At 62.9% G+C, this 14,723-nt stretch carries 16 protein-coding genes and 1 tRNA gene; 4 read left to right on the forward strand and 13 right to left on the reverse strand.

The window, feature by feature from the left end:
* Window positions 1-4: 4 nt before the first annotated feature.
* The 6 genes from sucD to I2H38_RS05740 form a co-directional block, all read right to left on the reverse strand.
* The gene (sucD, locus tag I2H38_RS05715; RefSeq protein ID WP_196270863.1) at window positions 5-892 is read right to left on the reverse strand and encodes a succinate--CoA ligase subunit alpha; all 888 of its coding nucleotides are present in this window, start codon (window positions 890-892) and stop codon (window positions 5-7) included.
* A gap of 10 nt (window positions 893-902) precedes the next feature.
* Window positions 903-2,102 (reverse strand): ADP-forming succinate--CoA ligase subunit beta, encoded by a 1,200-nt coding sequence (gene sucC, locus I2H38_RS05720; RefSeq protein WP_196270864.1) that lies wholly within the window; start codon window positions 2,100-2,102, stop codon window positions 903-905.
* A gap of 127 nt (window positions 2,103-2,229) precedes the next feature.
* Window positions 2,230-3,192 carry a malate dehydrogenase gene (mdh, locus tag I2H38_RS05725; protein ID WP_196270865.1) on the reverse strand — a complete coding sequence of 321 codons (963 nt, stop codon included), beginning with the start codon at window positions 3,190-3,192 and terminating at the stop codon, window positions 2,230-2,232.
* A 229-nt stretch (window positions 3,193-3,421) separates the two neighbouring features.
* Window positions 3,422-4,054, reverse strand: coding sequence for a TetR/AcrR family transcriptional regulator (locus tag I2H38_RS05730; RefSeq protein ID WP_196270866.1), 633 nt, complete (start codon window positions 4,052-4,054; stop codon window positions 3,422-3,424).
* Entirely contained in the window at window positions 4,051-5,223 is a 1,173-nt protein-coding gene (gene zapE, locus I2H38_RS05735; protein ID WP_196271326.1) for a cell division protein ZapE, read from the reverse strand. Before zapE ends, I2H38_RS05730 begins: the two co-directional genes overlap by 4 nt.
* A 62-nt stretch (window positions 5,224-5,285) precedes the next feature.
* Window positions 5,286-5,729, reverse strand: a complete 444-nt coding sequence (locus I2H38_RS05740; protein WP_324617351.1) for an AprI/Inh family metalloprotease inhibitor — start codon at window positions 5,727-5,729, stop codon at window positions 5,286-5,288.
* Here I2H38_RS05740 and I2H38_RS20850 point away from each other — a divergent pair.
* Window positions 5,728-5,976, forward strand: coding sequence for a hypothetical protein (locus tag I2H38_RS20850; RefSeq protein WP_229426618.1), 249 nt, complete (start codon window positions 5,728-5,730; stop codon window positions 5,974-5,976). The genes I2H38_RS05740 and I2H38_RS20850 overlap by 2 nt on opposite strands.
* Window positions 5,977-6,068: 92 nt before the next feature.
* Here I2H38_RS20850 and I2H38_RS05745 read toward each other — a convergent pair whose 3' ends face one another.
* From I2H38_RS05745 to sdhC, 4 genes are read right to left on the reverse strand one after another with little or no spacing between them, the layout of a single operon-like run.
* A complete protein-coding gene (locus tag I2H38_RS05745; protein ID WP_196270867.1) occupies window positions 6,069-6,848 on the reverse strand; it encodes a succinate dehydrogenase iron-sulfur subunit in 780 nt (259 codons plus the stop codon).
* A gap of 14 nt (window positions 6,849-6,862) precedes the next feature.
* Window positions 6,863-8,674, reverse strand: a complete 1,812-nt coding sequence (gene sdhA / locus I2H38_RS05750; protein WP_196271328.1) for a succinate dehydrogenase flavoprotein subunit — start codon at window positions 8,672-8,674, stop codon at window positions 6,863-6,865.
* Window positions 8,675-8,683: 9 nt separating this feature from the next.
* Window positions 8,684-9,088: a succinate dehydrogenase, hydrophobic membrane anchor protein gene (gene sdhD / locus I2H38_RS05755; protein ID WP_196270868.1), complete on the reverse strand. Its 405-nt coding sequence runs from the start codon at window positions 9,086-9,088 to the stop codon at window positions 8,684-8,686.
* A gap of 11 nt (window positions 9,089-9,099) precedes the next feature.
* Complete coding sequence (gene sdhC, locus I2H38_RS05760; RefSeq protein WP_196270869.1) at window positions 9,100-9,492, reverse strand: succinate dehydrogenase, cytochrome b556 subunit; 393 nt, start codon at window positions 9,490-9,492, stop codon at window positions 9,100-9,102.
* A 202-nt stretch (window positions 9,493-9,694) separates the two neighbouring features.
* On the opposite strand from sdhC, the gene I2H38_RS05765 reads away from it, so the two are divergent.
* Window positions 9,695-10,582, forward strand: coding sequence for a LysR substrate-binding domain-containing protein (locus I2H38_RS05765; protein ID WP_196270870.1), 888 nt, complete (start codon window positions 9,695-9,697; stop codon window positions 10,580-10,582).
* A 4-nt stretch (window positions 10,583-10,586) separates the two neighbouring features.
* Here the strand turns inward: I2H38_RS05765 and folD are convergent, their stop codons facing one another.
* From folD to I2H38_RS05780, 3 genes are read right to left on the reverse strand one after another with little or no spacing between them, the layout of a single operon-like run.
* Window positions 10,587-11,492, reverse strand: coding sequence for a bifunctional methylenetetrahydrofolate dehydrogenase/methenyltetrahydrofolate cyclohydrolase FolD (gene folD / locus I2H38_RS05770; RefSeq protein WP_196270871.1), 906 nt, complete (start codon window positions 11,490-11,492; stop codon window positions 10,587-10,589).
* Complete coding sequence (locus I2H38_RS05775) at window positions 11,492-11,803, reverse strand: DUF167 family protein (protein WP_196270872.1); 312 nt, start codon at window positions 11,801-11,803, stop codon at window positions 11,492-11,494. Before I2H38_RS05775 ends, folD begins: the two co-directional genes overlap by 1 nt.
* Window positions 11,804-11,814: 11 nt before the next feature.
* The gene (locus tag I2H38_RS05780; RefSeq protein ID WP_196270873.1) at window positions 11,815-12,105 is read right to left on the reverse strand and encodes a YggT family protein; all 291 of its coding nucleotides are present in this window, start codon (window positions 12,103-12,105) and stop codon (window positions 11,815-11,817) included.
* Between the two features lie 179 nt (window positions 12,106-12,284).
* Between I2H38_RS05780 and I2H38_RS05785 the strand changes: the two genes are divergently transcribed.
* Both I2H38_RS05785 and I2H38_RS05790 read left to right on the forward strand, forming a co-directional pair.
* Window positions 12,285-12,360: transfer RNA gene (locus I2H38_RS05785), tRNA-Ala, on the forward strand.
* Window positions 12,361-12,981: 621 nt separating this feature from the next.
* Complete coding sequence (locus I2H38_RS05790; RefSeq protein ID WP_196270874.1) at window positions 12,982-14,652, forward strand: methyl-accepting chemotaxis protein; 1,671 nt, start codon at window positions 12,982-12,984, stop codon at window positions 14,650-14,652.
* Window positions 14,653-14,723: the final 71 nt, after the last annotated feature.

Here is a 14,723-nt window from a genome sequence, read left to right on the forward strand (position 1 = left end):
GGCTTTATCGGCCTTTCAGAACCTCAACCAAGGTTTTTCCAAGGCGCGCCGGGGATGGCGACACGCGGATGCCCGCTGCCTCCATAGCCGCGATCTTGTCTTCCGCGCCGCCCTTGCCGCCGGAAATGATGGCGCCGGCATGGCCCATGCGGCGTCCGGGAGGAGCCGTGCGGCCAGCAATGAAGCCGACCATCGGCTTCTTGCGGCCCTTCTTGGCCTCGCGGGCGATGAAGTCGGCTGCCTCTTCTTCCGCCGAGCCGCCGATCTCGCCGATCATGACGATCGACTCGGTCTTGGGATCGGAGAGGAACATGTCGAGCATCTCGATGAACTCGGTGCCCTTGACCGGGTCGCCGCCGATGCCGACCGCCGTGGTCTGGCCGAGGCCCTCGTTGGTGGTCTGGAACACGGCCTCATAGGTCAGCGTGCCGGAGCGCGACACGATGCCGACCGAGCCGGGCTTGAAGATGTTGGCCGGCATGATGCCGATCTTCGATTCACCCGCCGTCACGATGCCGGGGCAGTTCGGGCCGATGAGGCGCGACTTCGAACCTTCGAGAGCGCGCTTCACGCGCACCATGTCGAGCACCGGAATGCCTTCCGTGATGCAGACGATGAGCGGGATTTCCGCCTGGATCGCCTCGCAGATCGCATCCGCCGCGCCCGGAGGCGGAACGTACACGACGGACGCATCCGCGCCGGTCTTCTCACGCGCTTCCATCACCGTGTCGAAGACGGGAAGGTTGAGATGCGTCGAGCCGCCTTTGCCGGGCGAGGTGCCGCCGACCATCTTGGTGCCGTAGGCAATGGCCTGCTCGGAATGGAAGGTGCCGTTCTTGCCGGTGAAGCCCTGGCAGATGACCTTGGTGTTCTTGTCGATGAGAATGGACATCTGAAGCCTCTTACTTTCCGCCGCGAACCGCGTTCACGATCTTCTGCGCCGCGTCGTCGAGGTCGTCCGCCGGAATCACGTTGAGGCCGGATTCGCGGATGATCTTCTTGCCTTCTTCGACGTTCGTGCCCTCAAGACGTACGACCAGCGGAACTTGCAGGCCCACCGCCTTCACCGCCGCGAGAACGCCGCGCGCGATGACGTCGCACTTCATGATGCCGCCGAAGATGTTGACGAGGATACCCTTCACCTGCGGATCGGCGGTGATGATCTTGAACGCCGCCGTCACTTTTTCTTCCGAAGCGCCGCCGCCCACATCGAGGAAGTTCGCCGGCTCTTCGCCGTAGAGCTTGATGATGTCGAGGGTCGCCATCGCAAGGCCAGCGCCGTTGACCATGCAGCCAATGGTGCCGTCGAGGGCGATGTAGGCGAGATCGTGCTTCGAGGCCTCGATCTCCTTCGCGTCCTCTTCCGTGATGTCGCGAAGCGCGACGATCTCGGGATGGCGATAGAGCGCGTTCGAGTCGAAGGAAATCTTCGCATCGAGGCACTTGAGATGCCCGTCCTTGGTGACGATGAGCGGGTTGATCTCGAGCATCTCCATGTCCTTCGCGATGAAGGCCTTGTAGAGCTTGGTCACCACGTCTTCCGCTTCCTTGGCGAGCGGGCCGGCAAGTCCGAGCGCCTTCGCCACGGTGCGGCCGTGATGGGGCATCACGCCGGTCGCGGGATCGACGGAGAAGGTCAGGATCTTCTCAGGGGTATCGTGCGCGACCTGCTCGATATCCATGCCGCCTTCCGTCGAAACGACGAAAGCGACACGGCCCGTGGCGCGGTCGACGAGCATGGAGAGATAAAGCTCGCGCTCGATGTCCGAGCCGTCTTCGATGTAGAGGCGGTTGACCTGCTTGCCGGCTTCGCCGGTCTGGATCGTGACCAGCGTGTTGCCCAGCATCTGCTGCGCAAACTGCTTCACCTCATCGATGGACTTGGCGAGGCGCACGCCGCCTTTTTCACCGGCAGCGGCTTCCTTGAACTTGCCCTTGCCGCGACCGCCCGCGTGGATCTGGGACTTCACGACCCAGAGCGGACCGCCGAGTTCCTTGGCAGCCGCTTCCGCCTCGGAGGCGGAGAAGATGGCCTTGCCGTTCGAGACCGGCAGGCCGAACTCTTTCAGGACGGCTTTGCCTTGGTATTCATGGATGTTCATACAAATTTTCTCCGCGTCATCCCCGGATTTGGTCCGGGGATCCACGCCTTATTGGCGTGGCGGTTTAAAGGCGTTGATGGCCGGATGATCCCCGGACCAGGCCCGGGGACGGCCAGACGATGGTGATTTATGCCAAAGCCGGGTTGATCTGCTTGCAGGCGTCCACGAGGCCCTGCACGGAAGCCACCGACTTCTCGAACATCGCCTTTTCATCGCCCGAGAACGAAACCTCGACGATGCGCTCGACGCCGTTCGAGCCGATCACGATCGGAACGCCGACGAACATGTCCTTGATACCATATTGCCCCGTGAGATAGGCGGCGCACGGCAGAACGCGCTTCTTGTCGCGGAGATAGCTCTCGGCCATCGCGATAGCGGACGCGGCCGGCGCATAGAAAGCCGAGCCGGTCTTGAGCAGGTTGACGATCTCGCCGCCGCCCTTACGGGTACGCTCGACCATGGCGTCGAGTTTCTCTTGGGTGGTCCAGCCCATCTTGACGAGGTCCGGCAGCGGAACACCGGCAACCGTGGAGTAGCGCACCAGCGGAACCATGTCGTCGCCGTGGCCGCCGAGCACGAAGGCGGTCACGTCCTCGACCGAAACGTTGAACTCTTCCGCAAGGAAGTGGCGGAAGCGGGCCGAGTCGAGCACGCCGGCCATGCCGACGATCTTTTCAGGAGCCAGGCCGGAGAACTTCTGCAGCGCCCACACCATCGCGTCGAGCGGGTTGGTGATGCAGATGACGAAGGCGTTCGGGGCATATTGCTTGATGCCGTTGCCGACCGCTTCCATGACCTTGAGGTTGATGCCGAGCAGGTCGTCGCGGCTCATGCCGGGCTTACGCGGCACGCCAGCGGTGACGATGATGACGTCAGCGCCCGCGATATCCGCGTAATCGTTCGCGCCCTGATACTTCGCATCGAACCCGTCAACCGGAGCCGACTCGGCAATATCGAGACCTTTGCCCTGGGGAATCCCCTCCGCGATGTCGAACAGAACGACGTCGCCGAGTTCCTTCAAGCCGACGAGATGGGCGAGCGTACCGCCGATCTGGCCAGCACCGATGAGCGCGATCTTATGACGAGCCATGGATTTATCCTTGGGTGTTGGGTAAGGCGCGAGCCTTTTTGAGGTGCCGCTGTGTGACTCAGAAATATGCATGCTTCAAGTCAGCGAAAGGTTAAACAGCAAGGGTTTGCGCCCCCGGTGACCGACCCTGACCTGCGACAAGTTGAAATAGCCGCCTGTTTTCAGCGCTTTAGATCGCCGAGCCGGCTCGACAATTTCATGTTACAAATTTTTAATTTTGTAACTAAAACTAGACGCTGCCATTGGCGAGCGCCCGCAGGATGACCCGCACGACAGCCCCAAGCCGCTGGTCCAGGATGTCCTGCGGCACCTCCGCATCAAGCCGGATCGCGATGGGATTGATGAACCGATAGGCCGCATCGCTGATGAACGACAGGGCGCGTTCCCGGTCGCGCGGGTCGAACTTGGCCGTGTTGATGCCCTCGTCGAGCACCCGCTCGATCAATTGCCGCATCCGGGAGCGGTGTTTGCGAATGAGCGCGCGGGAAGTCTCCGTCGCAGCGCAATAGACATCGAAAAGGTTGCGGTCCTCGATCAGGAGCTCGCGCTGGGTGCGGGCCCAGGCCTGGAGCAGGCGATCGAGCTTGTCATCCGCCGGATCCGGTGAATCGGCGATCTCGGCGATCAGGGCCTCCAGACTCCGCAGCCATTGCCCGGCCACCGCATCGATCAGGGCGGCCTTGGAGGCGAAATAGCGGTAGACATTGGCGTGGGTCATCCCCGCCGCATCGGCGATGCTGACCACCGTGACCTGCCGGGGGCCGAACCGTTTCAGGTGATCGGCGGCGATAGCGAGAAGGCGAGTATCGGCCGGAGCAGTTGCTTCCGCGAAGCGCGAGGAACCGCCGCGGGGCCGCTTCATGTTTCCACAAGCCCTGTTGCCAGCCCGGACGCGGCTGAATCGGCCGGTCCATGCGGCAGAGCAAGATACTCCTCCGACCGCATCTCGATGAGCCGCGACACGGTGCGGTCGAACTCGAACGCTTCCCGGCCCGTGTCGGCTCTATAGAGCTCCGTCGCCTCGGCCTCGGCGGAGGCCAGGAGCTTCACGTGGGAATCGTAGAGCGCGTCGATGAGCAGAATAAAGCGCTTGGCCTCGTTGCGGCGCTCGAAATCCATGCGGGGAATGTCTTCCACGATGACCGTGTGGAACTCCTCGGCGATCATCAGATAATCCGACGCGCCGAGCGGCTTTGAGCACAGGTCCTCGAAGGTGAACCGCGCGACACCACCCGCCGCTTGCGGGACCTCGACCGGATGGCCCTTGACCGTGAGGGTCATGGACTCCCCATGCCGCCGCCCGGAGAGGTTCTGGAAGGCGTGGGTCAGGGCCTCATGCGAATGCGCATTGGCCGGTGTGTAGAAAACCGGGCTTCCCGCGAGTTTTTCGAGACGGAAATCCGTGCGCGCATCAAGCTTCATCACGCTCATGCGCTCTTTCAAAAGCACGATGAACGGCAGGAACAGCGTGCGGTTGAGCCCGCCTTCATAGAGCCGGTCGGGGTCCACATTCGAGGTCGCGACGACCACGACGCCTTGCGCGAACAACGCCGTGAAGAGACGCCCCAAGATCATCGCATCGGCGATGTCGGTGACGGTGAATTCGTCGAAACAGAGAACCCAGGCTTCTTGGGCGAGCGCCTCCGCCACGGGACCGATGGGATCGTCGCCTTTCACCACGCCATTCTTCAATTGCTGACGCCATTGATGAATACGCTCATGCACATCGGCCATGAAGGCGTGGAAATGGACCCGACGTTTGCGCTGCACCGGCAGCGCCTCGAAGAATAGGTCCATCAGCATGGTCTTGCCGCGCCCGACGGAACCCCAGACATAGAGTCCTTTCGGGGCTGCGGGATTTCGTTTGCTGAAGAGCCAGCCGAGTGCGCTGGTTTTCCGCGCCAGGCGAAAACCGCGCAAACCTTCCGCCAGCGTTTCGAGCTGCTTCAAGAGCACCATCTGCGCGGCATCGCGCTCGATGGTCCCGTCAGCGACAAGGGCGTCGTAACGAGCGGTGATGGATTTCGGCATGTGGAGTTGAGGATCGATCACGGCATGATCGATACCGCCCTCGCCGCCCAAGCGCAAACGGCTTATCGCGCCAACGACAACGGCGCGCCGGATTTTGCGAGAACGCCGGTGAGCGAGCTCGATGATCCACGCAGGCGCGCGGCCACCGCGCCGCCCTGCTGATAGAGATAGACCTCGCCGTCCCGGTAATCCCAGGCATTGACCTTGGTCAGGTCCTGGCTGGCGCAGCCGGAGGCGGAAGCCCGGTAGAGATCGAGCGCGGGGGAGCTCGAAAGCTGGACCTTGCAGGTGCCGCCGGCGGCATCCTTAGCGGTCCAATTGCCGACCATGGAGGTGCGGCTCGCGGGCGCGGCAGGAGCGACAGGCGCGGGAGCCGCCGATTGCGGCGGCAGGGACGCGATGTCGGTTCCGGCGCCGGGAGCCTGCAGGCCGGGCGAGCCGGACATGGGCGCGCCCGCGACGGGCGGCAGGGGCTGACCGGCAAGCGGCGGAAGGGGTTCGGACATGATCGGCCCCGAGGGCACCGCCTCGACAGGCTCGGGAGCCACGGGCGCGGCCGCCGCGCTGCGGAACGGCGATCCACCGAACCGCGAGGACGAGGAACATGCGCCAAGCGCCAGCGCGGAGCAAAGCGTCGCGGTCATGATCCAGAAGGGGGTCTTCATCATCGTCCTCATCATGCTTGGCCGTATTCAGCGAGAGAATGCCGTCGGGCGCAAGTCGTTCCAAGCACAGGTTGGAATTCGTGCCTAGTGCAACCGCTGACCCGCCCAGAACCTATCGGCCCTGCACCAACAAAAAAAGGCGCACGAAGCGCCTTTTTGAGCAGGTGTTGCAGCTGAGCGTCACACCACGCGTTCGACCATCATCTTCTTGATCTCGGCAATGGCTTTTGCCGGGTTCAGGCCCTTCGGGCAGGCATTGGTGCAGTTCATGATGGTATGGCAGCGATAGAGCTTGAACGGATCGTGCAGCGCGTCGAGACGCTCGCCCGTCGATTCGTCGCGGCTGTCGATGAGCCAGCGATAGGCCTGGAGCAGAGCCGCCGGGCCGAGGAACTTGTCGCCGTTCCACCAATAGCTCGGGCAGGAGGTCGAGCAGCAGGCGCAGAGAATGCACTCGTAGAGGCCATCGAGCTTCGAGCGCTCTTCCGGCGACTGACGCCATTCCTTCTCCGGCTGCGGCGTCTCGGTGTGAAGCCAGGGCTCGACTGCGGCATGCTGCGCGAAGAAGTTCGTGAGGTCCGGCACCAGATCCTTCAGCACCGGCATGTGCGGCAGCGGATAGATCTTCACCGTGTCGCCGTTGCACTCGTCGATGCCGAGGGTGCAGGCCAGCGTGTTCTGCCCCATGATGTTCATGGCGCAGGAGCCGCAAATGCCTTCGCGGCAGGAGCGACGGAAGGTCAGGGTCGAGTCGACCTTGTTCTTGATCCAGATGAGCGCGTCGAGCACCATCGGGCCGCAATCATCACGATCGACATAATAGGTGTCGATGCGCGGCTTCGCGCCGTCATCCGGGTTCCAGCGATAGATGCGGAACGCCGTGACGTTCTTACCCGAAGGCTTCGGCCAAGCCTTGCCTTCGGTGTATTGCGAATTCTTGGGAAGCGTGAACTGGGCCATTGTTGAGCTCTTCCTTAGTACACCCGAGCCTTCGGCTCGATGTACTGGATCTCATTCGACATGGTGTAGGTGTGCACCGGCCGGTAATCGAGGGTCGCCTTGTGGGAGGTGTCATCGAGCCAGGACAGCGTGTGCTTCATCCAGGTCTTGTCGTCGCGATCCGGGAAATCCTCGCGGGCATGCGCGCCGCGCGATTCCTGACGGTTGAGCGCACCTTCCATGGTGACGACCGCCTGACCGATCAGGTTGTCGAATTCCAGCGTCTCCATCAGGTCCGTGTTCCAGATCAGCGAACGATCCGTGACCTTGATGTCGGCGGAAGCGTTCCAGACCTTGTGGATCAGTTCCTTGCCCTCGGCCAGAACCTCGCCGGTGCGGAAGACGGCGCAGTTGTTCTGCATGGTCTTCTGCATCTCAAGCCGCAATTCCGCCGTCGGCGTCGAGCCGTTGGCATAGCGGAACTTGTCGAGGCGCGAGAGCGCGAGTTCGTCCGCGCCCTTCGGCACGTCGGAATGCTTCTCGTTCGGCGTCATGATCTCGGCGCAGCGCAGGCCCGCCGCGCGGCCGAACACCACGAGGTCGATGAGCGAGTTGGAGCCGAGGCGGTTCGCGCCGTGCACCGACACGCAGGCCGCTTCGCCGAGCGCCATCAGGCCGGGCACCACCGTGTCCGGGTTGCCGTCCTTCAGGGTCAGCACTTCGCCGTGATAGTTCGTCGGGATGCCGCCCATGTTGTAGTGCACGGTCGGCAGAACCGGGATCGGCTCCTTGGTCACATCGACGCCGGCGAAGATCTTCGCGCTTTCCGAGATGCCGGGCAGGCGCTCGTGCAGGATCTTCGGATCGAGGTGATCGAGGTGGAGATAGATGTGGTCCTTGTTCTTGCCCACACCGCGCCCGCCACGGATTTCCATGGTCATCGCGCGGGAAACCACGTCGCGGGAAGCAAGGTCCTTCGCGGACGGCGCGTAGCGCTCCATGAAGCGCTCGCCTTCCGAATTGGTGAGATAACCGCCTTCGCCGCGCGCGCCTTCCGTGATGAGGCAGCCCGCGCCGTAGATGCCGGTCGGGTGGAACTGCACGAACTCCATGTCCTGCAGCGGCAGGCCGGCGCGCAGCACCATGGCGTTGCCGTCGCCTGTGCAGGTATGGGCCGAGGTGGCCGAGAAATACGCACGTCCGTAGCCGCCGGTCGCCAGGATGGTCATATGCGCACGGAAGCGGTGGATCTCACCCGTCGTCATATCGAGCGCGACGACGCCGACGCAGCGGCCTTCATCGTTCATCATCAGATCGAGGGCGAAGTATTCGATGAAGAAGTTGGTCTGGTTGCGCAGCGCCTCGCCGTAGAGCGTGTGCAGGATCGCGTGACCGGTGCGGTCGGCGGCGGCGCAGGTGCGCTGGGCGGTGCCCTTACCGTAATCAGTGGTCATGCCGCCGAAGGGGCGCTGATAGATCTTGCCCTCTTCCGTGCGGGAGAACGGCACGCCCCAATGTTCCAGCTCATAGACGGCGGCCGGCGCATTGCGGCAGAGATATTCGATGGCGTCCTGATCGCCGAGCCAATCCGACCCCTTGACGGTGTCGTACATGTGCCAGCGCCAATCGTCCGGCCCCATATTGCCGAGCGAGGCGGAAATGCCGCCTTGCGCCGCGACCGTGTGCGAGCGAGTCGGAAACACCTTCGAGATGCAGGCGGTGCGAAGACCAGCCTGTGAGCAGCCGACGGTAGCGCGAAGCCCCGCGCCGCCCGCGCCCACCACCACCACATCGAAGGTGTGATCGATGACCTTATAGGCGTTGCCGTTGGTTCCTTGGGCCATGATGAAAGTTCCTTAAAACAGAATCCGGCCGAGGCTGACCTTCAGGATCGCATAAAGACAGGCGACCGCGACGGCGACCGTGTAGAAGTTGTTCGCGATGATCGCGACGACGCGCGCCGCGCTGCCGTGCACGTAATCCTCGATGATGACCTGCATGCCGAGGCGCATGTGGTTGGCGACCGACACGACCGCGAGAATGAGGATGATCGCCACGAGCGGATGCGAGATGAGCGCCAACGCCTCCACATAGGAACTGCCGGCCAGCGCCGCGACGATGAAGGCGAAGGCGATCATGAGCGGCACGTTCGCCGCCGCCGTCAGGCGCTGGAGCCACCAATGCTCCACACCGTGCCCGGAGGCGCCGAGCCCCTTCACGCGGGAGAGCGGCGTGCGCATGGAAACGTTTTTGTCGGCCATGGCGTCTCTCCTCAGAGGAAGGTGAAGGCGGCGACCCAGATCGCCAGCGTCAGCGCGATCGAGCCGATCAGGGTGAGACGGGCCAACGCCATGCGCTCGTCGCCCATGCCGTAACCGAAATCCCAGATGAAGTGGCGGATGCCGCCGAGCAGGTGGTGCATCAGCACCCAGGTGTAGCCGAACAGGATCAAGAGCCCGAGGGGCGAGCCGAAGAACCATTGCACCGCATTGAACACCCGCGGGCCGGTGGCGAGCGCCACGAGCCAGACCGCGAACAGGGCGAAGCCGAAATACAGGGCCGTGCCGGTCGCCCTGTGAAAGACGGACATGGCCATCGTCCAGGTCACTCGGTAAATCTGAAGATGGGGGGACAAGGGCCTTTGGGCCTCTTTCGCCTCAGCCATGGCGTTCGCTCCTGATCGGCGGCGCAAGTCGCGCGTAATTTAGAACGGTTCGTATCTGATGCGGGGAGGCACCGCAATGCGCCTTCTGCAAGAGATGGTTACATCAGGCACACTTCGTCAGCAGCGAAGTTTGCCTCAGGGACATACTCTGGACAATCTTTAATAATTCTTATCTACCTTCGCGAAAGACGAAGGGAGCCGCATGCAATTCGATCTGACCGACCTGAGCCTTTTTCGCCATGTGGTCGAGGCCGGCAGCATCACCCATGGAGCGGAACGCGCGCATCTGGCGCTCGCCGCCGCCAGCACCCGCATCCGCAACATGGAAAAGTCCCTCGGCGCGCCGCTCCTCCTCCGGAACCGCCAGGGCGTGGTGCTGACGCCTGCCGGCCGGACCCTGCTCCAGCACGCCCGCGCCCTGCTCGCCCAAGCCGAGCGTCTGCGCGAGGATCTCAGCTCCTTTACCGGCGGTCTCGCGGGCCAGATCCGCATTCTGTCCAACACCAATGCGCTGACCGAGTTCCTGCCCGAGGCACTGAGCGCGTTCCTCGCCGGGCATCCGCAGGTGAGCATCGATCTGGAGGAGCGCCTCAGCGACGAGATCGTCGGGCTGATCGCCGAAGGGGTCGGCGACATCGGCATCGTCGCGGGCACCGTCGATACGGGACGGCTGGAAACCTACCCCTTCCGCAGCGACCGGTTTGTGCTGGTAACGCCACCGGGGCATCCCCTGGCGGCGGCTCGCCGGGCCACCTTTGCCGAGGTTCTGGAGCACAATCTCGTCGGCCTCGACCGGGCGAGCGCCTTGCAACGCTTTCTCGCCGCGAAGGCCGCGCGGATCGGCCTGCCGCTTCGCCTGCGCGTACAACTCCGCAGCTTCGATGCCGTCTGCCGCATGGTCGAGGCGGGCGTCGGGCTCGGCATCGTGCCCGAGACCACCGCGCAGCGCGCCGCCCACACGATGGCGATCACGGCCGTGGAACTCGAGGACCCCTGGGCCGCACGCGACCTCACCCTCTGCATCCGTTCCTTGGGCGATCTTCCGCCGTCAGCGCGTCAGCTTGTGGAGCACTTGCGGCAAAGACCGTGATGGGTCAGCCCCGCGCCATATCCACCGGCGGCATTTCCAGACCCCGCCGGACGCAAGCCGCCTGCAGCGTGTTGCGCAACAGGCAGGCAATGGTCATCGGCCCAACGCCGCCTGGAACCGGCGTGATGGCAGAGGCAACGCTGGCCGCCTCAGCAAAGGCCACATCTCCGACCACCTTGGTCTTGCCCTCCCCCGCCGCCGGGTTGGGCACGCGGTTGATACCCACATCGATCACGATGGCGCCGGGTTTGATCCAATCGCCGCGCACCATCTCCGGTCGGCCGACGGCGGCAACGAGGATGTCCGCGCGGCGGCACACCTCCGGAAGGTCCCGGGTTCTCGAATGAGCCACCGTCACCGTGCAGCTCTGGCCGACCAGAAGCTGCGCCATGGGCTTGCCGACGATGTTGGAGCGCCCGACGACGACGGCATCGAGGCCGGCGAGTTCCCGACGCACGGATTGAACGAGCAGAAGGCAGCCGAGCGGCGTGCAGGAGACGAAGCCCGGCACGCCGGTCATCAGCTTGCCCGCATTGATGGGGTGAAAGCCATCCACGTCCTTGGCCGGATCGATGGCCTCGATCACCTTCTGGGCGTCGATCTGCTTCGGCAAGGGCAGCTGCACCAGAATACCGTCCACCGCCGGGTCGGCATTGAGCTTGGCGACGAGGCCCAAAAGCGCCGCCTCGCTGGTCGACGCCGGCAGCACGTGCTCGAAGGAGCTCATGCCGACTTCCATCGTCTGCCGGGCCTTGTTGCGCACATAGATCTGGCTTGCCGGATCCTCGCCCACCAGCACGACGGCGAGCCCCGGAACCACGCCCTGGCGCGCAAAGCCCGACACCGCCTCCGCGATCCGGGTCCGCAGGCCGGCGGCATAGGCTTTTCCGTCAATGATCGTGGCGCTCATCAATCCTGTCCTGTCAAAGCGGCGAGCTGCGCGGCGAGGAGCCCCGCATCACCCAAGATTAAAAACGTCTTCAACCGGGCGGTGGCTCCCGCCTCGAGGCTCACCGCGGAAGCCGGAACTTTCAACGCCTTGGCCAGAAGCCGCCGGACGCCCTCATTGGCCGCCCCGTCCTCCGGAACGGCCCGGACGCGGACCTTCAGCACGCGCTTGCCGTCAGACAGGACATCGACCCCATCGATGGCGTCCCGTCCACCCCGTGGCGTCACGCGGACGCGGACCTCAAGTCCATCGGGACGGGGACGCCAGGGCAAAGCCTGTCGCCCTAGAACGCCACCGGCATGAGGTAATCGCCGATCAGCTTCTGGATGAAGATGATGATCAGGATCAGGATCACGGGGGAAATATCGACGCCGCCGAGATTCGGCAGGATCCTCCGGATCGGCCGCAGGGCGGGCTCCGTCACAGCATCCAGGAAATTCCAGATCGCCCGGACGAAATCGTTGCGGGTGTTGACCACATTGAAGGCCACAAGCCAGCTCAGGATCGCGGAGCCGACGATCAGGTACACATAGAGATTAAGAGCGAGCAGGATAACTTCGAGCAGAGCGCGCATGGGAAACTCGTCAGGACCGGGCGTTGCTCATGTAGCGTTCCTGACGGACGGGAACAACCCAGGAATAAGGCGGAACCGGCCTTCCTCGCGCAAAAGATATGCGAAGGGCCGTATGACGCCGATTGACAGACCAAACCCCTCGGGCCTAAAAACGCCGCCGCTTGGTCATGAAAACGACCGGGGCTGTAGCTCAGATGGGAGAGCGCTGCAATCGCACTGCAGAGGTCAGGGGTTCGAATCCCCTCAGCTCCACCAAGCCTTCAAGCGGCTGTGAAACCTTGTGTTTCTGCCTTAAGGCTTAACCTCCCACAAGGCAAGATCGACCAATCCGTCCCGGTCGCCCTTTCTCCCGTGATCCGATTGCCACCATTCGACCGAGCCGACGTCGCCCGGTGACTTCGACAGAGTAAGAACATCGCTCCCTCCCTCGTAGCGGGTCCGTGCGATATCCAAGCTTTGGTAACGGTGAGATCGATGAGCATGCCCTCGTCGGCTCATAGGACTTGAATCCGACAGATCGAAAAACATATGGTTCCGGCCACATCTGGAAGCGCCTCCGAAATGACGGAAAAACAAGACGTTCAGAGACGCAAATCCGGAGGGGCTTTTGGAACAGGTCGGACCAGAGTTACCCAGACAAGTAACCGCGCCCCAAGATCGAAGCTCTCCCTACCGTCCCACCTACCACCACCCCCGGAATTCGGGCCGGGAGCCGTGCGAGACACCAAAAATAATAATGCCTACGCAAGCCAGAACCCACATCGTGATCGAAAAGCATCTGGCAGGCGAATTCTGCCGCGCTTAACTCCTCAGTAACTTCAAGTCCCCCATTGCGGCCCCCCTGGCCCGTCGTGATCTTGGGCAGGGGGAAACGAAGTGAAGATAAAGACAAAGATTTTTGCGCTCGTGGGGGTGCTCAGCTTAGTCGCCATTGTCATCGCTGGTGTCGGTATGAGCACCTTGCGCACCTACAATGGAGCTGTTGAGGAGGTGAAGGCGGCGGCAACCCGCGCACTTTACGGCGAGCGCCTCAATCGGCTGGTGACCCATGTCGTCATGGAGGCACGTGGCATCTATGCCTCCAAGGACACGAAGGAGGCTCGGAAGTTTGGAGATGGCCTCCTATCGGCCCTCAATGACATCGACGCCCTCCTGAAACAGTGGGAGGCTCTGGTCCCACGCGATGACAGGGCGTTGTTCGATGCGGTGGTCCGCGATGCCGCAGACTTCAAAGCATTCAGGAACGAGACGGCTCGCCTCGGGGCCGACGTGTCGCCAGAAGCCGCCAATGCACAAGGCAACAACGAGGCCAACCGGGCGAACCGGAAGGCATTCCAGACCAGCATCGACACCCTGACCAAACGCGGCAGCGAGCAAGTCGAGGCAGTCGAAAAAGGAGCGCTAGCGCTCTATGACCAGCGCCTGAAACAACTCGCGTCAATTACGCTCGGCGGCACTCTCATCGCGCTCCTGATCGGTTGGCTCGTCGGCCACAGGCAAATCGCTCGACCGCTCCAAGGGGTCACAGGAGCGATCCAAAGACTCGCCTCGGGCGACTACAACCTGCCCCACGTCAGGCACAGCAAGGACGAGATCGGCGACATCTGGAAGGCAACTCAGGTCTTTGCCAGTGCAATGCAGGAGGCAGACGAGCTTCGTCAGGCACAGGCGAATACGGAGAAGCAGATGGCTGAGCGGCGCAAGGCCGACATGATGGCCCTTGCCCGGAAGTTCGAAGAGAGCGTCGGCGGTTTGGTACAGCATCTGTCGGTAGCTGCCCAGCAGATGGAGACCACCGCGCGCGCAATGTCATCCACCGCGGAGCAAACCAATCAGCAGACAAACTCGGTTGCGGCGGCGGCGGAGCAAACCTCGGCTAACGTCCAGGCAGTCGCCACCGCTACGGAGGAGTTGGCTGCGTCGTCGAACGAGATCGGATCGCAGGTGACCCAAACCTCGAAGGCAGCGGCGAAAGCCGTTGAGAGTTCGCGTAGGACGAATAGCCGAGTGGAGGCTTTGGCGCAGGGAGCGCAGAAGATTGGCGATGTTGTTGCGCTGATCAACACCATTGCAAGTCAGACGAACCTGTTGGCGTTGAACGCAACGATTGAGGCGGCTCGGGCTGGCGAGGCTGGCAAGGGCTTCGCTGTCGTTGCCTCCGAAGTCAAGGAACTTGCAAACCAAACCTCAAAGGCCACTGAGGAAATCTCCGCTCAAATCAACCAGATTCAGGAGGCGACCAAAGACATGGTTGAGGCGATCCAGGAGATTGGTCTCACTATCGAGGAGGTGCATCAGATTGCTGTGTGCGTTGCCGCTGCTGTCGAGGAACAGCAAGCGGCCACGCAGGAAATCGCCCGCAATGTCAGCGAGGCAGCGCGTGGCACGCAGGAGGTAACGGAGAACATTGTCCAGGTTCAGGGTGCAGCGACCTACTCGGGTTCAGCCGCCTCACAGGTGCTGTCCGCGGCGGGAGAACTCGCGCGCAACTCATCGACGCTCAGCGACGAGATCGAGGACTTTCTCCAGAGCGTCCGGGCGGCATAGAGCGAGCATGCGGCTCCGCTATGAGCCGCGCTTTGGACTCTTCTCACATGAGAAGCGATACAAACAGAGGG

It is taken from the genome of Microvirga alba (genome assembly GCF_015694465.1).
GTDB lineage: Bacteria > Pseudomonadota > Alphaproteobacteria > Rhizobiales > Beijerinckiaceae > Microvirga > Microvirga alba.